Below are 18,827 nucleotides of genomic sequence, written 5' to 3'. Positions count from 1 at the left end.
AAGCCCGGTCCAACCTTAGAATGGTAGGCCGGTTTTCTGGATCACCTCGGCACCTTGTGGCGGTTGCGCATGAGCATGGCGGGCTGCGTGCAAGGGGGCAAAGCAAAAGGAAAAGGCCATGACTAATCCAAAACCCCGGCCAACCATCGTCCATGGCGAAACGCACGCCTATCCCGTGCTGCCGCTGCGCGACATCGTCGTCTTCCCGCACATGATCGTTCCGCTCTTCGTCGGTCGCGAGAAGTCGATCCGCGCGCTCGAAGAGGTGATGAAGAACGACGCGCTGATCATGCTCGCGACGCAGAAGAACGCGTCCGACGATGATCCGGCGCCCGACGCCATTTACGAGACCGGTACGCTCGCCAGCGTGCTTCAGCTCTTGAAGCTTCCCGACGGCACCGTGAAGGTGCTGGTCGAAGGGCTCGAGCGTGCGCGCGTGCAGAAATACACCGATCGCAGCGAATACTACGAAGCGACCGCTATTGCGCTTGCCGACACCGATGCGAAATCGGTCGAGGCGGAGGCACTGTCGCGCTCGGTCGTGTCCGATTTCGAGAGCTATGTGAAGCTCAACAAGAAGATCTCGGCCGAGGTCGTCGGCGTCGTGCAGGCGATCACCGATTTCGCCAAGCTCGCCGACACCGTTGCCTCGCATCTCGCCGTCAAGATCGCGGATCGCCAGCAAATTCTGGAGACGCTGTCGGTCACCACGCGCCTCGAGAAGGTGCTGGGCCTGATGGAGAGCGAGATCTCGGTGCTGCAGGTCGAGAAGCGCATCCGCTCGCGCGTCAAGCGCCAGATGGAGAAGACCCAGCGCGAGTATTATCTCAACGAGCAGATGAAGGCGATCCAGAAGGAGCTCGGCGACGACGACGGTCGCGACGAGCTCGCCGATCTCGAAGAGAAGATCTCCAAGACCAAGCTCTCCAAGGAAGCGCGCGAGAAGGCGCAGCATGAATTGAAGAAGCTGCGCCAGATGTCGCCGATGTCCGCGGAAGCGACGGTTGTGCGCAACTATCTGGATTGGCTGCTGTCGATCCCGTGGAACAAGAAGTCCAAGGTGAAGAAGGATCTGGAATCGGCGCAGGCGGTTCTGGATGCCGATCACTACGGGCTGGAGAAGGTCAAGGACCGTATCGTCGAGTATCTCGCGGTGCAGTCGCGCGCCAACAAGCTGACCGGACCGATCCTCTGCCTCGTCGGACCTCCCGGCGTCGGCAAGACCTCGCTCGGCAAGTCGATCGCGAAGGCGACGGGGCGCGAGTTCGTGCGCGTCTCGCTCGGCGGCGTGCGCGACGAGGCCGAGATCCGCGGTCATCGCCGCACCTATATCGGTTCGATGCCCGGCAAGATCATCCAGTCGATGCGGAAGGCGAAGTCGTCCAATCCGCTGTTCCTGCTGGACGAGATCGACAAGATGGGCGCCGATTTCCGCGGCGATCCGTCTTCGGCGCTGCTCGAGGTTCTGGATCCCGAGCAGAACGGGACCTTCAACGACCACTACCTCGAGGTCGACTACGATCTGTCCAACGTGATGTTCATCACGACCGCGAATACGCTCAATATTCCGGGACCGCTGATGGACCGCATGGAGATCATCCGCATCGCGGGCTACACCGAGAACGAGAAGGTCGAGATCGCGCGCAAGCATCTGATCCCGAACGCGGTGTCCAAGCACGGCCTGGACTCCAAGGAGTTCTCGATCGACGACGACGCGCTGCTGCTGTTGATCCGCCGCTACACCCGCGAAGCGGGCGTGCGTAATCTGGAGCGTGAGCTCTCCACACTCGCGCGCAAGGCGGTGAAGGAGCTGATGATCTCCAAGAAGAGGTCGGTCAAGGTCACGGAGAAGACTCTGGAAGAGTTGCTCGGCGTGCCGAAGTACCGCTTCGGCGAGATCGAGAGCGAGCCGCAGGTCGGTATCGTCACGGGCCTGGCCTGGACCGATGTCGGCGGCGAGCTGTTGACGATCGAAGGCGTCATGATGCCCGGCAAGGGCAAGATGACGGTCACGGGCAATCTGCGCGACGTGATGAAGGAGTCGATCTCGGCGGCGGCGTCCTATGTGCGCTCGCGTGCGATCGTCTACGGCATCGAGCCGCCGCTGTTCGACCGGCGCGACATCCACGTGCACGTGCCGGAAGGCGCGACGCCGAAGGACGGTCCGTCGGCGGGCGTGGCGATGGCCACCGCGATCATCTCGGTCATGACCGGCATTCCGGTCCGCCACGATGTTGCGATGACCGGCGAGATCACGCTGCGCGGCCGTGTGTTGCCGATCGGCGGGCTGAAGGAGAAGCTGCTGGCCGCTGCCCGCGGCGGCATCAAGACAGTGCTGATCCCCGAGGACAACGCCAAGGATCTCACGGAGATTTCCGATGCGATCAAGGGCGGCATGGAGATCATCCCGGTGTCGCGTCTGGACGACGTCGTCGCCAAGGCCTTGGTGAAGAAGCCGGTGCCGATCGTCTGGGAAGAGGACACCAAGGTCACGGTGAAGCCGGACGGCGACGAGGCCGCCGGCGGACTGACCGCTCACTAAGGTTCAGCGAAAGATGATAAAACGGCGCCTTCGGGCGCCGTTTTTGTTTTGGGGGTAGGGATCAGGGCGATGAGGATCGACGGGCAGTGCCATTGCGGGCAGATCACCTTTGAGGCCGAGATCGACCCCGAGACGGTGTCGGTCTGCCATTGCCGCGACTGCCAGACCCTGACGGGATCGCCGTTCCGGGTGACCGCGCTCTGTAGCAACGCCGACGTCAGGCTGACCACCGGCACGCCAAAGGTCTACGGCAAGCGCGGCGACAACGGCCGGATGCGCTTCCAGCACTTCTGCGGCGACTGCGGTTCCCCGTTGTTCACCAGCGGCGAGGGCGACCAGGCCGACGATTGGGGCATCCGCTGGGGCTCAATCCGCCAGCGCGACAAATTACGGCCCGCGAGGCAGATCTGGTGCCAGTCGGCGGCGGTGTGGATCGACGCGGTGCCGCTGCTGCCGGGGAGGCCGGGGGATTAGGCTGGCTTGCCAAGCCGAAGCTCGCCGCAAAAAGCCCGCCTTCGCCCGTTGGGATTCGGCGTGGCAGCCTGCGTCGCCGCGCGAGCGCAGGCTGGTGGGCGGTCACGGATTCGAACCGCGGACCCTCTCGGTGTAAACGAGATGCTCTAACCAGCTGAGCTAACCGCCCCCCAAGGCGCCTCTTTAGCCCTCCCGCGGGTGTTCGAGCAAGACCCGAACGCATAGCAAACAGAGCTCGAGCAAGACCGCCTTTGTGATGATTGTCACAGGCGTCCGCCCGCGAGTCGGCCAATGTCCACCGCAATTCACGATGGAGGGGTGGCCAATGTGTGCTCTGCTGGACCTCATCTACCGACATTGTTGCCGGGCGTGTTTGCGCGAAGCGCGACGCATGAGCCGCCGCGGCTCGATCATTCCAATTTGGTAGTTCCGGCTGACGGCGCGCCGATTTGGCCGCTGGCGGCTGTCCTGCCTCGTTGCGCCTGGCATCGGACGCCCACGAGCCGCCCTCCAAGGGTCCAAAATAAGGGTCCAAAATTGCCCTTTTTCGGTCATCTTTTTGATCGCCATCCGAACCACGGTTACGGCTCCCTGTGGCAGCGTGGAGTATCGCCGTGATGAGTGATCTTCGCATCAAGCTGGAAAGGTACGAGTCGAAAGCCGCCCACTGCATGAAAGCGGCTCAAGAAGCTCCTGATGAGGCCGGTCGGGCCTTCTACGAGGAGCTTGCCAACTATTACGACGAGCTGGCAGCCGACTTTCGCCGTGTCCTCGCCAAGCGAACCGGAGTTTCGCTCGCGGCTGAATGATCCGGCGTAGCGCAGGTCGGTAGTTGAAGACCTCAGCGTCCGTCAATCTCTGACGCCGTGCTGTGCGGCGTGAACGCAAGAACGTCTCGCTGACAGGTGGACCGAACAGGCCGCCTCAGTTGACGGCGTCCTTGCTTTTCGGCATCGGGGTCTTTCGACCAAGCTGCCGGAGGGGATCCATGGAACAGCCAAGCGGACACGCAGAGAATGCCGACCAGATCGCCTATTGGAACGGTCCGAGCGGGCAGCGCTGGGCCGATCGGCACGCTGCCCAGGAGAGCCTGCTCGGACCCATCGCCGACGTGCTGATCGATCGCGCCAGGCCGAAGCCGGGCGAGCGCGTGCTCGATGTCGGCTGCGGCTCCGGCGCGACGACATTCGCGTTCGCGAAGGCTGTGGCGCCTGATGGCTTCGCGCTTGGCCTCGACGTCTCCGACCCGATGCTGGCGCAGGCGCGCGCGTTTGCGCCAAAAGGCCTGCCGCTCGATTTCGTGCTGGCGGATGCGACCGTCCATCCGTTCGAGCCGGCGAGCTTTGACCTGCTCGCCTCGCGCTTCGGCGTGATGTTCTTCGCCGATCCCATTGCGTCCTTCACCAACCTCCGCCGCGCGCTGAAGCCGACCGGACGGCTCGCCTTCGCCTGCTGGCGCGAGCCGAAGGAAAATCCGTGGATGATGGCGCCGCTGATGGCGGTCTACAAACATGTCCCGAAGATGCCGCCGGTCGGGCCGGAAGAGCCGGGCCCGTTCGCCTTCTCATCGGAAGAGCGCGTGATGCGCATCCTGAAGGGGGCGGGCTTCGTGGACGTGGCGATGGAGCCGCACAATCTCGCGATGGATGTCGCCATCGGCGGTGGCCTCGATGCCGCGGTCGAGGGCTCGCTCCAGATCGGCCCGGCCAGCCGCGCGCTGCAGGGCCATCCGCCGGAGACGTATGCAGCGGCAAAAGCCTCGATCCGCGAGATGCTCGCGCCGTTCATGAAGGGACAAAGCGTAGCGCTGCAGGGTGCGATCTGGATCGTCACGGCGAAGGCGGCGTAGGGTTTGCTACTCAATGCTGTGGCGAAGGTCGCTGCCACACACTCGGTGTCGTCCCCGCGAACGCGGGGACCCATAACCACAGGGAGAAGTTGCGGCGCGAAGCCGGTAACTCCGGGCCTTCGCCAAACGATTCCCTGTGGTTATGGGTCCCGGATCTGCGCTGCGCTTGTCCGGGACGACAGCGGAGATTGGAGTTGCCACCACGCAGCGCCTAAACCACATCATCCGGCGCCAGCGCGCAGCCATTGTCGGGATGCGTCTCGATCTGGAGCGTGGTGTGGCCGATGCGGAAGGACGCCCTCAGCATCTGCGCCGTCTCCATCAGGAATGCATCGCCGGCGCCCGTAGGCATCACGAGATGGCAGGTCAGCGCCGTCTCGGTGGTCGAGATCGGCCAGACGTGGAGATCATGGATTCCCGAGACGCCGGGCCGCTCCAGCAGAAAGATCTTGATCGCGGCGATGTCGGTGCCCTTCGGCGCGGCCGCCATCGACATGTCGATGGAGCCCCGCAGCAGGCTGGTGGTGCTCCAGAGGATGGTGGTGCAGATAACGAGGCTGGTGACGGGATCGAGCCAGAGCCAGCCGGTCCAGATGATCAGCGCCGCCGAGACCACGACGCCGAGCGAGACCGCGGCGTCGGCCGCCATGTGCAGGTACGCGCCCTCGATGTTGATGTCGTCCTTGCGTCCGCGCGCGAACAGCATAGCCGTAAAACCGTTGATGAGGATGCCGATACCGGCGACCACCATCACGGTGACGCCTGCGACCGGCTCCGGCTCGCGCAGCCGCAAGATCGCCTCCCAGCCGATCGCGCCGGTCGCGACCAGCAGGAACACTGCATTTGCCAGCGCCGCCAGGATGGTGGAGGCACGAAAGCCATAGGTGAAGCGGCCGCTCGGCGCGCGCCTTGCCGCGATCGACGCGCACCAGGCCACGACCAAGCCGAGCACATCGCTGAGGTTATGGCCGGCATCGGCGAGCAGGGCGGTGGAGTTGCCGATATAGCCGTAGATCGCCTCCGCCACGACCAGCGCGGTGTTGAGCGAAATGCCGATCGCGAACGCCGTGCCGAAATTGGCGGGCGCATGGACATGCGCGTGGCCAGAACCGTGGTCATGCCCGTGATCATGCCCGTGGCCGGCATGATCATGGTGGTGATGACCGTGATGGTCGTGGCTGCCCAAATCTAGCGCTCCCCGGACGCCGCCAAATCAGGCGCCATTGTAGGCGTTTCGGTTGCCGCGTCACGCCGGAACAGCACGTAGAGCGCCGGCAGCACCAGCAGCGTCAGCACGGTCGAGGAGATGATGCCGCCGATCACCACGGTCGCCAGCGGACGCTGCACCTCGGCACCGGCGCCGGTGGCGAGCGCCATCGGCACGAAGCCGAGGGAGGCGACCAGCGCGGTCATCAGCACCGGGCGCAGCCGCGTCAGCGCACCTTCGCGTACGGCGTCGACCACGGGGCGCCCCTCGCCGCGCAGCCGCTCGATGAAGGCGATGATGACGAGGCCGTTGAGAACAGCCACGCCCGACAATGCGATGAAGCCGACACCGGCGCTGATCGACAGCGGAATACCGCGCAGCAACAGCGCGGCGACCCCGCCGGTCAGCGCCAGCGGCACGCCGGAGAACACCAGCGCCGCATCCGCCGCCGATCCCATGCCCATGAACAACAGCAGGAACACCAGCAGCAGCGCCACCGGCACCACGATGGTCAGCCGCTTAGTGGCGGAGACCAGCTGCTCGAACTGTCCGCCCCAGCCGATCCAGTAGCCGGGCGGCAGCTTGACCTTCTCGGCCACCGCCTCTTGGGCCTCGGCGACGAAGGAGCGCAGGTCGCGCCCGCGAACGTTGGCCATCACCACCACGCGGCGCTTGCCGTTCTCGCGGCTGATCTGGTTGGGGCCGGGCGCGATCTCGATCGTCGCAACCGAGGACAGGGGCACGTAGCGGGGCGTCGAACCCGATGCACCCGGCCAGGCGGTCTTGGTGACGGCGGGGACATCGTCGCCCGGCGGCAGCGGGATCGGCAGCGATTTGATCGTATCGGGGTTGGCCCGCAGGTTTTCCGGCAGCCGTACCACGATGTCGAAGCGGCGATCGCCCTCGAACAGCTTTCCGACCGGCTTGCCGCCGATCGCGATCTCGACCAGGTTCTGCACCTCGCTGAGACTGAGTCCGTAACGCGACAACGCCTGGCGGTCGAGCTTGACGGTGAGGATCGGCAGGCCTGCGACCTGCTCGGTCTTCACGTCGGCGGCACCCTCGATGCCGCGGACCACGCCGTTGACCTGCTGGGCGATGCCGGCCAGCACGTCGAGATCGTCGCCGAAGATCTTGACGCCGACATCGCTGCGGATACCGGCGATCAGCTCGTTGAAGCGCATCTGGATCGGTTGGGTCATCGCATAGGCCGTGCCGGGCAGGGTGTTGGCGGTGCGCTCGATGTCCTCGATCACCTCGTTCTTCGGCTTGGCGGGATCGGGCCATTCCTCACGCGGCTTCAGCGTCACGAAGGTGTCGGCGACATTCGGCGGCATCGGATCGTTGGCGATTTCGGCGGTGCCCATCTTGGAGAAGACCGTCGCCACCTCTGGAACCTGCTTGACCGCCTTCTCCAGCCGAATCTGCATGTCGGCGCTTTGGGTCAGGCTGGTGCCGGGAATTCGGATGGTCTCGATGGTAATGTCGCCTTCGTCCAGGCTCGGGATGAACTCGCCACCCATGCGCGTCGCGGCGAAGATGCTGCCGGCGACGATCAGGACGGCACCGAACGCGACGGTGCCGCGGTAGCGGATGGCACGCTCGAGCAGCGGCAAATAGAACCGCTTTGCCGCCCGCATAAAGATGTTTTCCTTCTCCGAGACCTTGCCGGTGACGAAGATCGCCACCGCAGCCGGGACGAACGTGACCGACAGCAGCGCCGCGCCCGCGAGCGCCATCAGCACGGTCAGCGCCATCGGCGTGAACATCTTGCCCTCGGTGCCCGTCAGGGTGACGACTGGGAGATAGACGACCGCGATGATCAACGTGCCGAACAGGCTCGGTTTGATGACCTCGCGCGCGCCCGCGTGAATCGTCTCCAGCCGTTCCTCCAGCGACAGCAGCCGTCCGCGCCGGCTCTGCTCGACGGCGAGCAGCCGCAAACAGTTTTCGACGATGATGACTGCGCCGTCGACGATGATGCCGAAATCGATCGCGCCCAGGCTCATCAAATTGGCGCTGACCCTGCTTTCGACCATGCCCGATATCGTAAACAGCATAGAGAGGGGAATGACGAAGGTGGTGATCAGGGCGGCGCGGATGTTGCCGAGGATCAGGAACAGCACTGCAATCACCAGCGCCGCGCCCTCGACGAGGTTCTTCTCGACGGTCTCGATGGTGGCTTCCACCAGATGCGTGCGGTCGTAAACCGCGTGTGCGATCACGCCCTCAGGCAGCGATTTTGCGATCTCGTTGAGTCGAGCCGCCACCCGCTGGGCTACGGTGCGGCTGTTCTCGCCGATCAGCAGCATGGTGGTGCCGAGCACGGTCTCCTTGCCGTTGGCTGACGCCGCGCCCATGCGGAGCTCGTGCCCTTCCTGCACGTCGGCGACGTCACGGATACGTACCGGCACCCCGCCACGCGAGCCGATCACGATGTCTTTGATGTCGTCGATATTGGCGACCTGGCCGGGCGCTCGGACGAGATATTGCTCGCCGTTGCGCTCGATATAGCCGGCGCCGACATTGGCGTTGTTGGCGGTCAGCGCCGTCATGATGTCGCGGAAACCGAGCTTGTAGGCCATCAGACGGGCGGGGATCGGCAGCACGTGGAATTGCCGCTCGTAACCGCCGATCGAGTTGACCTCGATCACGCCGGGGATGGTGCGCAATTGCGGCTTGATGATCCAGTCCTGGATGGTACGCAATTCCGTCGGCGTGAATTCGAGGCCGGTCGGCGATTTCGCGCCCGGCTTCGCTTCCACCGAGTAGACGTAGATCTCGCCGAGGCCGGTCGAGATCGGCCCCATCGCAACTTCGACGCCGGCCGGCAACTGGTCGCGTGCCTGCTGGATGCGCTCGTTGACGAGCTGGCGTGCGAAATAGATATCGGTGCCGTCCTGGAACACGACGGTGACCTGGCTGAGACCGTACCGCGAGATCGACCGGGTATATTCGAGCTTGGGCAGGCCACCCATCGCGGTCTCGATCGGAAAGGTGATCCGCTGCTCGGATTCGAGCGGCGATAGGCCGGGCGCACGGGTGTTGATCTGGACCTGGACGTTGGTGACATCAGGCACGGCATCGATCGGCAGACGCGTGAAGTTCCAGGCGCCGAAGGCGCCGACCGCGAGCGCGATGAGGACGACCAGCCAGCGCTGGCGGATGGCGAGGGCGAGGAGGGCGTCAATCATGGTCGGCCTCTCCCTTCCCCATCTCGGCTTTCACAACGAAGCTGTTCTCGGCGACGTAGCGTTCGCCGGCCGATAGGCCTGCACGGATCTCCACGAATTTCGAATCGGAATCGCCTGTTTCCACGGGGCGGGCTTCGATCTTGTCGTCGTCTTCGCGGACGAATACGACCGTCTTGTTCTCCAGCATCTGAATCGCCCCTGTGCGTACCGCCACGGCGACGTTGCGTTTTGCGAGCACAAGCCGCGCCGTGACGAACAGGCCAGGACGCAGGCGCCCGTCCGGATTTGGCAGCACCACGCGGGCGAGCGCGGTCTGGGTCTCGCTACTGCCGATCGGCGCCATGTAGGAGATCGTGCCCTTGATCTCGCCGCGGCCGTCGTCGGGATCGATCAGCACCTCGTCGTTGAGGCGGACGCGCCGGAGGTCTTGCCGGTAGATCGACAGGTCGACCCAGATCGTCGAGAGGTCGGCGACCACAAAGGCCGGCTTCTGCTCGGAGGCGTATTCGCCGAGCGAGATCTGCCGCTCGATGATGGTGCCGGCGATCGGCGCCTTCAGCTCGTAGACGGTGAGGCTCTGGTTGCTCTCGATCGCGGCGAGCAGATCGTCCTTGCCGACCCTGTCGCCAATGCGCTTCTGGATCGATTTGGCGACCCCCGGAAAGCGCGGCGTCACCTGCACGACGGCTTCCTGGTTGGCGCGCAAGATGCCGTTGAAGGACAGCGTATCGGTCAGCGTCGCGCTCCCGGCCTCCGCCAGCGTGACACCGGCCGCCGCCAGCTTGACGTCTGAGATGCGGATGCGGTCGGCGCCGTGCTCGTCCTGCTCGACATGGTCGTTCGGCTTCTTCTGTTCGGAATGCTCGGCATGCTCGGTGCGCGTGACCCCGGCAGGGGCGAGCAGGGAATAGCCGTAAGCGCCGAGTGCTGCGGCCACGATGGCGACGAGAATGGTGGAGGATGTCTTCATCGCGCGCTCTCCCGGGCCAGCGCAAAGGGATTGCCGACGAGGCCTTCGATGGTCGCAACGCCGACATGGAAGTTCTGCAGCGCCTCCTGCTCGCGCAGCCGCGCCTGGGTGACGCTCGCCTGGGCGTCGAGCACTTCGAGCAGGGTGAAGCGGCCCTGGCCGTAGCCTTGCGCGATCGCCTCCGAGGCCTCGGTGGCCTTGGGGATGGCGGTCTCGCGCAGCACCGCGAGCTCGCGCAGCGAGCCCTGGAGCGAGTCGTAGGCGCGGCCGGCGATCACGATCAGCGTGTTGCGGTTGGCCTCGCGCTCGGCCCTGGTCTTGGCGAGGCTTTCCTGCGCCGAGAGGATATTGCCCTGGTTCTGGTCGAACACGGGAATCGGCACCGAGACGGTGAGGCGCACCGCGTCGTCATTGGTCTCGTTGAAATGGCGCCATCCCGCCGCGATCCGCACGTCGGGATAGGGCCTTAAGCGCGCCATCAACAGCTCGGCATTGCGCTGGGCATACACTGCCGTCCAGCGCACCAGCTGCGGATTGGCATCGATGGCGGCGACCACCGACTGGAACGTCGGCGTCTTTCCCGTGGTGTCGAACCGGCCGGAGACCTCGCCGAATTTTGCCGCGGGATCCCCCATCAGCACCGCAAGCTCGCGCCGGGCGCTCGCCAGCGTTGCCTTGAAGCGTTCGCGGTCGGCCTTCACCAGGGCGGACGCGACCTCGGCGCGGCCGGTCTCTGCCGGCGAGGAGGCGCCGGCCTCGACGCGGCGGCGCAGCAGCGGCGTCAGGCGGTCGATCGCGGCGATCTGCTCGTCGAGGATCTGGATGCGCCGCTGCGCGCCGAGCACGCTGAGGAAGGCGATCGCAGTCTCCGACAGCACCTCCAGCCTGACGGCCTTGCGCTGGATCGCGGCCACCTCGATGCCGGCGGCGCCCGCGGCGATCCGCGCATCACGCTTGCCGAACAGCTCGAAGGCCTGGCTGATCTGGAGCGTGGTCTCGGCCGATCTCGTGCCGCGATAGATGCCGGAGCCGAACGAATTGTCCTGTTCATAGGACAGCTCCGGGTTGAGCAGCGCGCCCGCCTGGATGCGCTGGCCGGTGGCGATGCCGACGTCGCGCTCCGCCGCGGTGAGCCGCGGGCTCGCGGCCAGCGCGCGCGACAGCGCGGCGCGCATGGACAGGGTCTGGGCGTGCGCGTGCTGCGTCAGCCAGGGGCTGACGAAAATCGCCATCGCGCAGGCAAGGCGCGCGGCAGTCCGTCTGCAAGACATAAAGGTGACCTGTGAACAATAGCATCGTAGGCGCACGGGCGCCCGGCTGATCAGTTCAGGTCAGATGTTTGGGGGGCGGAGAGTCGGTGTCAGGCACGACGCCTGCAAGCACCGTCAGGCGAGGCGGATTTGACGCGGCCACCAACTCCGACATTGCGTCAGGTAGCAGCAGTTGCGCGAAGACCACCGAGAAACAGCCATGACAGTGATGGGCTGCCAGCGTCTTGTTATCCGTGTCTCCGGAATCGGGTCCCGGCGACGCAGCGATTTCCAGCTGGCCGAACGGATTGGTCACGTCCAGGCATTGGCACGTATGCAACACGCCCGACAGCAGGTAGCTGATTGCGAGACACGCAGCCAACAGCCCGCGCCAGTTGCGCAGGCGAAACAATCTGATCGGGCGGCGGATCGCAGTCACGAAGTCACTCTGGTTACGTCCGGGTTCGTAGCATGGCGACCGGAACAGTGTCGACCCGCAACAATGTTACGTGTGGGGAACTGAACGTCGCACCCGCATGTATCCATGCGATTGCAAGCAGCGACGTCCGTTCATCGCCATCGTTACGGTCCCATGGTAAGATGGAAACGACGAGAGGGAGCTCGGAATGCCGGAAGAGTCTTGCTGCTCGCACGATGCGTGCTGTGGGGAAGCCGCCAAACCCCGTGTGGAGGAAGTCGCCGCGTCAGGCTGCGCCGACTGCTGCTCGGCGGGCGTTCCGGTCTTCGACGGGCTCGATCCGCGATACAAGCGCGTGCTGTGGACGGTCATCGTCATCAACGCCACGATGTTCGTGAGTGAAATGACGGCGGGCCATTTGGCCGGCTCCCAGGCTCTCAAGGCCGACGCTCTCGACTTCCTCGCCGATACGGTCACCTACGGCCTGAGTCTTTCGGTGATCGGCGCGAGCATCAAGACGCGTGCCACCGCCGCGTTGTTCAAGGGGTTGTCGCTCAGTGCCATGGCCGCCTGGGTGTTCGGGTCAACGCTCTATCAGACCCTGGTCCTGGGGCTCCCGCGTGCGGAGCTGATGGGAGCTATGAGCCTGGCCGCGCTGGCGGCGAACCTGACCTCGGTTCTCCTGCTCGCGCGCTACAAGGACGGCGACGCCAACGTGCGCTCGGTTTGGCTCTGCTCGCGCAATGACGCCATCGGCAACGTCATCGTGATGGTCGCCGCCATCGGCGTATTCGGAACCGCGACGGCATGGCCCGATCTGGCTGTCGCCGCGGTAATGGCTGGAATCTTCCTGACCTCGTCGCTGCAAATTTTGCGGCAGGCATGGGCAGAGTATCGCGGCGGGCAAGCTGCCGTGACTGCCTGAGGGGGGCGATCCAGACGCGGAAAGGCCCCAGCCCGGGGCTGACCGGCTGAGGCCTTATGTGCTCACATTCTCATCCTTGGGACTTGAGGCGCTAACGCGCACCGCACTGGATCGTTCCGCAGGGCTCGGAATTATTTGCGCTGCTGCCGGGAGGTGCGGCGTTCCTACGCCTTCTCCTCCCAGATCATCGCGAGATGCACGATCGTCTGCACCGCCTTTTCCATGTCCTGCCGGCTGACCCATTCGAGCCGCGAATGAAACGCGTGCTCGCCGGCGAAGATGTTGGGGCAGGGCAGGCCCATGAAGGACAGGCGCGAGCCGTCGGTGCCGCCGCGGATCGCGGTGCGCATCGGGCGCAGGCCGGCGCGGCGGATCGCCTCGATGGCGTATTCGAGGATCTGCGGGTGACGGTCGATCACCTGCTTCATGTTGCGGTACTGCTCCCTGACCTCGAACTTGTAGGTCGAGCGCGGATAGTCCTTCATCACGTCCTTGACGATGTTCTCGAGCAGGACTTCCTTCTCCTTCAGCCCTTCCTCGGTGAAGTCGCGCACGATGAAGGAGAGCGTCGCCTGCTCCAGCGCGCCGTCGATGCCGATCGGATGCAGGAAGCCCTGCTTGCCTGACGTCGTCTCGGGCGAGCAGCCTTCCTTGGGCAGCCGCTCGACGATGGCGGCTGCGATCTTGATCGCGTGCTCCATCTTGCCCTTGGCGTAGCCTGGATGGGCGCTGACGCCGTTGATGGTGATGGTGGCGCCGTCGGCCGAGAAGGTCTCGTCCTCGACGCTGCCGGCGCTCTCGCCGTCCATGGTGTAGCCGAAATCGGCGTCGAGCTTCTTCAGGTCGACATTGTCGACGCCGCGGCCGATCTCCTCGTCCGGCGTGAACAGGATCTTGATGGTGCCGTGCTTCACATCGGGGTTGTTGATGAAGAAATGCGCGGCATCCATGATCTCGGCGACGCCGGCCTTGTTGTCGGCGCCGAGCAGCGTGGTGCCGTCGGTGGTGATGATGTCGTTGCCGATCTGGTTCTTCAGCGCGGGATGTTCAGCGAAGCGGATCACCTGGCTGGTATCGCCCGGCAGCGTGATATCGCCGCCGCGATAGTCCTTCACCAGCTGCGGCTTGACGTCCTTGCCGGTCACGTCGGGCGAGGTGTCCATGTGCGAGCAGAAGCAGATCACCGGCACCTTCTTGGTCGTGTTGGCCGGGATCGTTCCGTAGACGTAGCCGAAGTCGTCGAGATGCGCGTCGGCGACGCCCATGGCCTTCAGCTCGGCGGCGAGCACGCGGCCGAGATCTTTCTGCTTCTCGGTCGAGGGCGAGGCTGGGGATTCCGGATCGGACTGGGTGTCGATGGTGACGTAGCGCAGGAAGCGTTCGGTCACGGTGTGCGAAAAGGAGAGGGAGGACATTTCTGGTCAAACCGCCGGGTCTTTTGGGGAGCAGGCGGTATATCAGAAAAGCGGGCCGTGATGCGGCCGGAACGAAGCGGATCAGGCTTAACGAAACGTAGCTCCTAGATCGCTTCCTTGAGCTCCTTGACCGGGCGGAAGGCGACCTTCTTGCTGGCCTTGATGTGGATCGCCTCGCCGGTGGTGGGGTTGCGGCCGGTGCGGGCGGCGCGCTTGCGGACTTGGAGGATGCCGAGCCCGACGATGCGGACGCGGTCGCCCTTCTTGAGGTGCTTGGCGATCAGATCGACCATGTCGGTCAGGACGGCCTCGGCGTGCTTTTTCGAGAGGTCCTGGCTCTCCGCGATGTCAGCGGCGAGGTGCTTGAGCGTGATGGTGGCGGGAGCGGCTGCCTTCTTCGCCGAATCCTTCTTGGCCGAATCCTTCTTAGCCGAATCCTTCTTAGCCATGTCTGGCCTCCTCAATGACAGGGAAGCCCCGGAAAAGCCGGTCAATCGTGGGGATCCCTCTAACTCCTGGGAGGCGTAGACGATTCGGGCGCGGGCTGACTATGCCACGAGTTCCCGGCAGACGCCGGCAATGCCGCGAAAGGCATCGAGAAGTTCGGGCTAAGACTATGAAGGGATTGCCAAAATGGCGCGAGAGACGGGGCTCGAACCCGCGACCTCCGGCGTGACAGGCCGGCGCTCTAACCAACTGAGCTACTCCCGCGTGGTTCGCTGAAAGCGCGCGGAACGAGGGGGGACTTAAAGGCGGGGCTTGGTGAAGTCAAGGACGTTGCGCTTTGTCAGGACGCATCGGCTAAGCATTGCTCTGGAAAACGAAGAAGGCCGCCAGGCGGCGGCCTCGGTCAGCCCGAAACAGGGCGTGTCAGCGAATCTCCGACGTGCCCGCGCTGGTCACGGCGACCGGCTTGCCGGCCTTGATCACGTGGGCGGATTGGGCGGTCTGACTGTAATCGGCATTGGTGCGGGCTGCGATCCCGAAGCCGGCGACCAGAATACCAGCAACCAGCGCCACCACCACGATCTTCAGGTGGGTGCCACGATCAGCCGAGTGAATTGAGTGGTTCATATGAGCCTCCCGACGGGCTTAGCCGCCGTCTATGGGCTCATGTCTTAAGGACGATCTGTTTCCGGATGGTTTCGCGGGTTCCGCAAAATGGTTTCATTAATACGCCCGCTCGGTTTCGCCGGGCTGGCGGCCGGAACGGGGTCTCAGGCCGCCGCCCGGCCGATATCGCCCCGGATCGTGCGGGCCGCCCAGACGAACAGCAGGGCGCCCAGTGTGGTCGTGACCGCCGCCGAGAGCAGGGAATAGCGCACGGCGTCCGCGCCATAGCTGCCCTTGAGGGCGTCGTTGACCATGCCGACGGCAAGCGGGCCGACGCCCTGGCCGAAGCAGGTGGCGGTCAGCGCGATCAGGGCGGAGGCGAGCGCCCGCATGCTCGGCTTGGCCACCGTCTGCGCGATCGCGAAGATCGGTCCGAGATGGAAGCCGACCAGGAACGAGGTCAGCGCCAGCATGGCGACCATCATCGAAAAATCCTGCGTCAGCATGCACAGCGCGAACACCGGGCCGGCCAGCCCCGAGGTGATCGCCGGCGCCCACAGCTTCCAGCGGTCGTCGCGGCGGCTGATCTGCGCCACCACGAAGCCGCCGAGCAGGGTGCCGGCCATGCCGGCGAGCCCCTTGAAGGTGCCGGCATAGGTGCCGATCTCGGCGCTCGACAGATGGTGCACGCGGGCCAGGAACGGCGGGATCCAGGCCGCCGTTGCGTAATTCGTGTAGGTGGTGAGGCAGAAGCCGATCAGCACGATGATGAAGCTCTGCTGCGAGGCCAGGAAGCGCAGTGTCGGCCCGAGCGGCTCGGGCACGAAACTCTCCTGCATCGCGCCGCGCTTCGGCTCGGAGATCGTCAGCCACAGGATCAATGCGAGCAGGATGCCCGGCAGGCCGGCGACGTAGAACGCCATCCGCCAGCCATAGTGCTGGTTGACGTAGCCGCCGATGAAATAGCCGAGGAAGACGCCGAGATAGGTGCCGATGGCGTAGATGCCGAGCGCGCGCGGGCGCTCGTTCTTGGTGAAGAGATCGGCGACGATCGATTGCGAGGCGGGCGAGCCGGCGGATTCGCCGATGCCGATGCCGACGCCGATGCGCGCCAGCGCCAGCGAGGTCACGCTCGAGGCTGCCCCGCACAGTGCCGTCATCGCACTCCAGAACGCAAAGGCCACCGCGACGATGTTGCGCCGGTTGAGCCGGTCGGCGACGCGCGCGATGGGAATGCCGAGCAGGGAATAGAACAGCGCGAAGCCGAAGCCCGCGAGCAGGCCCATCATGGTATCGCTGAGCTGAAACTCCTTCTTGATCGGCTCGATCAGGACGTTGAAGATCGTGCGGTCGAGGAAGTTCAGCGCATAGATGATGGTGAGCAGGCCCAGCACGTAATAGCGTCGCGCCGGGGGCTTTGCCGCCGCAGTCGTCTGCACCGACATCTGTGACGTCACATCGACCATCGCATCCCCCCAATTTGTCTTTGTTATCGTTGCCGGTCCAGCCCTTCGTGGGGCTGGTCGAGAGCGTTTTCGAGCGAAGTGGATACCGGTTCGCGTGAAGAAAACGCGCCAAAAACTCAGCCTTCGCGGATGTAATTCCCCGCTTCGAATTCGACCGGCGCAGCACTTGCGAACGACACGCCGATCGGATCGCGCCCTGCGTCCATCGCCTCCAGTTGCTCGCTCAGCATGCGCCGGATCATCAGGATGCCGCGGTCGCTCTGGCCGAAATGCTCCTCGGAGTGGATGGTCTGCGGGCCCTGGCCGACCTGGGCGTCGTAATCGCCGGGGAATTGCTGGTGCTCGGCTTCCGTCATGTCCCACCAGAATTTGCCGTTGAACTTTGAGCGCATGCGGCCGATGTCGCCGGAAGTCTTGACGCGGCCGGCGACGTAGATGCGGAACGAGGTGTCGTCGATCGGCAGCGTCCAGCCGATCGACTCGACGCGGGCGAATTGCGCCACGCGCGGGTTCGGCACGACACGTAGCGTGGGGAGGGCGGCTTCGGTGACGCGGTAAAACACCTTGCCGTCGTCCTGCTTGCGGATCGAGCGCACGGCGATGCCGCGCGGCGTCTTGTCGAACTTCACCTCCGGCATCGAGGCCATCATGTTGGTGAATTGCGGCCCCGAGAACGAGCCGTGCAGCACCGGCACGTGATAGGGATCGACCACGTTCTCGAAATGCTGGAGCCAGTTGCAGGGGATGATCGCGGGGCCGCCGCCGCCGATCGAGGAATCGTCGGCCTCTACGAACTCGCCTTCGTCCATGTTTTCCAGGCATTCGTAAGCCGGCAGCACCGGGCGTTTCTCGGCCGGGCCCATATAGGCAAAGATCAGCCCGTAGCGCTCCTCGACCGGGTACCAGGGCTGGCGGACCTTGTCCTTGAACTGGCCGCCGTCGGGCTCGCAGGGCTGCTCGAGACAGCGGCCTTCGGCGTCGAACTTCCAGCCGTGATAGCAGCAGCGGATGCCGTCTTCCTCGACCTTGCCGTAATAGAGCGTGGTGCCGCGATGGCAGCAGCGCGCGTGCAACAGGCCGACGCGGCCGTGCTTGTCGCGGAACAGCACCAGATCCTCGCCGAGCGCGCGGACCTTTTTCGGCGTGTCGGTGGCATCGCTGACCAGCCCGACCGGATGCCAGTAGCGGCGCAGCAGCTCGCCCATCGGCGCGCCGCGCGCGACCGAGGTGAGCTCGGTGCGCGTGTGCGCCGGCTTCATCGCATAGGCGGTGCCGAGATCGCGATCCCGCTGGGTGATCGTCATGCTGTTCCTCCCGCCGCTGGCCTTGGGTGGCCGGGTCGTTTTGATGCGTTGACCCAGTGAAAAATAATTCGATGACAATATCAACGATATTCGAGAATGCCTCTTAATCGCATTTGGAATCAGGTTGGGGAGGTTGCGCTACCAGCGCTTGGCACGCCCCGGCTTTCTTGGCAGAGGTGGATCATGAGCCAGACATCGAGCAGGGACGGGCACGCGTCGCCCGATGCGGACGAAAGCCACTCGCCGGCGCCGATCACCGTGATGCTGTCGTCACGGCTGATGGTGCTCGCCAATTTGCTCAAGCGCGGCGCGATCCTGCGCTACAAGCGCCTCGCCGGACTGTCCTCGGTCGAGTTCGGTCTCGTCGCCTCGCTCGGTCGCCGTCCGCCGATGAGCGTGGCGCGGCTCGCCGAAGCCGTCGGCCAGGACAAGGGCCAGATCAGCCGCGCGCTCGCGGAACTCGTCTCGCGCAAGCTGATCGCGAAGTCGGCGAACCCGAAGGACAGCCGCGAGGTGCTGGTCGCGCTGACCGCGGCAGGGCTCGCCGCGCATGATGCGATCGTCGAAGGCGCGCAGGAGCGCAATCGGCAATTGCTGGAACAGTTGAGCAAGGACGAGTTCGAGACGCTGCTGGCGCAGATCGACCGTCTCACGGCGACAGCCGAGAAGATGCTCGAAGCCGAGAAAGTTTCACGCTGATCTCTCGGAAATCTCCGGGAATGTTGGATCATTTCTAAGAACCCTTCTAAGAGGTTTTCAA

Annotated in this window: 16 protein-coding genes and 2 tRNA genes; 6 read left to right on the top strand and 12 right to left on the bottom strand. The window is 64.7% G+C overall.

Annotated features, from left to right (window positions below; translation table 11 throughout):
- The first annotated feature begins 118 nt into the window (after window positions 1–118).
- Window positions 119–2,542, top strand: coding sequence for an endopeptidase La (gene lon, locus QJT78_RS17025; protein WP_038943039.1), 2,424 nt, complete (start codon window positions 119–121; stop codon window positions 2,540–2,542).
- Between the two features lie 69 nt (window positions 2,543–2,611).
- Window positions 2,612–3,016, top strand: coding sequence for a GFA family protein (locus QJT78_RS17020; protein ID WP_038943038.1), 405 nt, complete (start codon window positions 2,612–2,614; stop codon window positions 3,014–3,016).
- Between the two features lie 92 nt (window positions 3,017–3,108).
- Here the strand turns inward: QJT78_RS17020 and QJT78_RS17015 are convergent.
- Window positions 3,109–3,185, bottom strand: a tRNA-Val gene (locus tag QJT78_RS17015).
- 448 nt (window positions 3,186–3,633) lie between these two features.
- Between QJT78_RS17015 and QJT78_RS17010 the strand changes: the two genes are divergently transcribed.
- Entirely contained in the window at window positions 3,634–3,825 is a 192-nt protein-coding gene (locus QJT78_RS17010) for a hypothetical protein (protein WP_014494837.1), read from the top strand.
- A gap of 179 nt (window positions 3,826–4,004) precedes the next feature.
- Window positions 4,005–4,865: a methyltransferase domain-containing protein gene (locus tag QJT78_RS17005; RefSeq protein WP_028149035.1), complete on the top strand. Its 861-nt coding sequence runs from the start codon at window positions 4,005–4,007 to the stop codon at window positions 4,863–4,865.
- A gap of 211 nt (window positions 4,866–5,076) precedes the next feature.
- Here QJT78_RS17005 and QJT78_RS17000 read toward each other — a convergent pair whose 3' ends face one another.
- Genes QJT78_RS17000 through QJT78_RS16980 form a run of 5 tightly spaced genes read right to left on the bottom strand, consistent with a single transcriptional unit; the run spans window position 5,077 to window position 11,925 of the window.
- The gene (locus tag QJT78_RS17000) at window positions 5,077–6,051 is read right to left on the bottom strand and encodes a cation diffusion facilitator family transporter (protein WP_028149036.1); all 975 of its coding nucleotides are present in this window, start codon (window positions 6,049–6,051) and stop codon (window positions 5,077–5,079) included.
- Window positions 6,052–6,053: 2 nt separating this feature from the next.
- Complete coding sequence (locus tag QJT78_RS16995; RefSeq protein WP_028149037.1) at window positions 6,054–9,266, bottom strand: CusA/CzcA family heavy metal efflux RND transporter; 3,213 nt, start codon at window positions 9,264–9,266, stop codon at window positions 6,054–6,056.
- Window positions 9,259–10,236: a divalent metal ion exporter adaptor subunit IhpB gene (gene ihpB, locus QJT78_RS16990; protein WP_028149038.1), complete on the bottom strand. Its 978-nt coding sequence runs from the start codon at window positions 10,234–10,236 to the stop codon at window positions 9,259–9,261. Before ihpB ends, QJT78_RS16995 begins: the two co-directional genes overlap by 8 nt.
- The gene (gene ihpA, locus QJT78_RS16985; RefSeq protein WP_038943032.1) at window positions 10,233–11,507 is read right to left on the bottom strand and encodes a divalent metal ion exporter subunit IhpA; all 1,275 of its coding nucleotides are present in this window, start codon (window positions 11,505–11,507) and stop codon (window positions 10,233–10,235) included. Before ihpA ends, ihpB begins: the two co-directional genes overlap by 4 nt.
- A 55-nt stretch (window positions 11,508–11,562) precedes the next feature.
- Window positions 11,563–11,925: a hypothetical protein gene (locus QJT78_RS16980; protein ID WP_028149040.1), complete on the bottom strand. Its 363-nt coding sequence runs from the start codon at window positions 11,923–11,925 to the stop codon at window positions 11,563–11,565.
- 187 nt (window positions 11,926–12,112) lie between these two features.
- Between QJT78_RS16980 and QJT78_RS16975 the strand changes: the two genes are divergently transcribed.
- Window positions 12,113–12,829: a cation transporter gene (locus QJT78_RS16975; protein WP_028149041.1), complete on the top strand. Its 717-nt coding sequence runs from the start codon at window positions 12,113–12,115 to the stop codon at window positions 12,827–12,829.
- Between the two features lie 164 nt (window positions 12,830–12,993).
- Here the strand turns inward: QJT78_RS16975 and pepT are convergent, their stop codons facing one another.
- The 6 genes from pepT to QJT78_RS16945 all read right to left on the bottom strand — a co-directional run bounded on the left by pepT (window position 12,994) and on the right by QJT78_RS16945 (window position 18,067).
- Window positions 12,994–14,244 carry a peptidase T gene (pepT, locus tag QJT78_RS16970; protein ID WP_028149042.1) on the bottom strand — a complete coding sequence of 417 codons (1,251 nt, stop codon included), beginning with the start codon at window positions 14,242–14,244 and terminating at the stop codon, window positions 12,994–12,996.
- A gap of 104 nt (window positions 14,245–14,348) precedes the next feature.
- Window positions 14,349–14,693 (bottom strand): HU family DNA-binding protein, encoded by a 345-nt coding sequence (locus tag QJT78_RS16965; protein WP_049807574.1) that lies wholly within the window; start codon window positions 14,691–14,693, stop codon window positions 14,349–14,351.
- A gap of 185 nt (window positions 14,694–14,878) precedes the next feature.
- A tRNA-Asp gene (locus tag QJT78_RS16960) sits at window positions 14,879–14,955 on the bottom strand.
- 159 nt (window positions 14,956–15,114) lie between these two features.
- Window positions 15,115–15,318, bottom strand: a complete 204-nt coding sequence (locus tag QJT78_RS16955; RefSeq protein ID WP_028149044.1) for a hypothetical protein — start codon at window positions 15,316–15,318, stop codon at window positions 15,115–15,117.
- A gap of 143 nt (window positions 15,319–15,461) precedes the next feature.
- The gene (locus QJT78_RS16950) at window positions 15,462–16,763 is read right to left on the bottom strand and encodes an MFS transporter (protein WP_281460267.1); all 1,302 of its coding nucleotides are present in this window, start codon (window positions 16,761–16,763) and stop codon (window positions 15,462–15,464) included.
- Between the two features lie 116 nt (window positions 16,764–16,879).
- A complete protein-coding gene (locus tag QJT78_RS16945) occupies window positions 16,880–18,067 on the bottom strand; it encodes an aromatic ring-hydroxylating dioxygenase subunit alpha (protein ID WP_028149046.1) in 1,188 nt (395 codons plus the stop codon).
- Window positions 18,068–18,250: 183 nt separating this feature from the next.
- Between QJT78_RS16945 and QJT78_RS16940 the strand changes: the two genes are divergently transcribed.
- The gene (locus QJT78_RS16940) at window positions 18,251–18,766 is read left to right on the top strand and encodes a MarR family transcriptional regulator (RefSeq protein WP_038943030.1); all 516 of its coding nucleotides are present in this window, start codon (window positions 18,251–18,253) and stop codon (window positions 18,764–18,766) included.
- Window positions 18,767–18,827: the final 61 nt, after the last annotated feature.

Source organism: Bradyrhizobium sp. Mp27 (genome assembly GCF_029953005.1).
In the GTDB taxonomy this organism is placed as follows: Bacteria; Pseudomonadota; Alphaproteobacteria; order Rhizobiales; family Xanthobacteraceae; genus Bradyrhizobium; species Bradyrhizobium barranii.
Note: the sequence above shows the minus strand (reverse complement) of the source record. Positions and strands in the feature narration are given on the sequence as shown.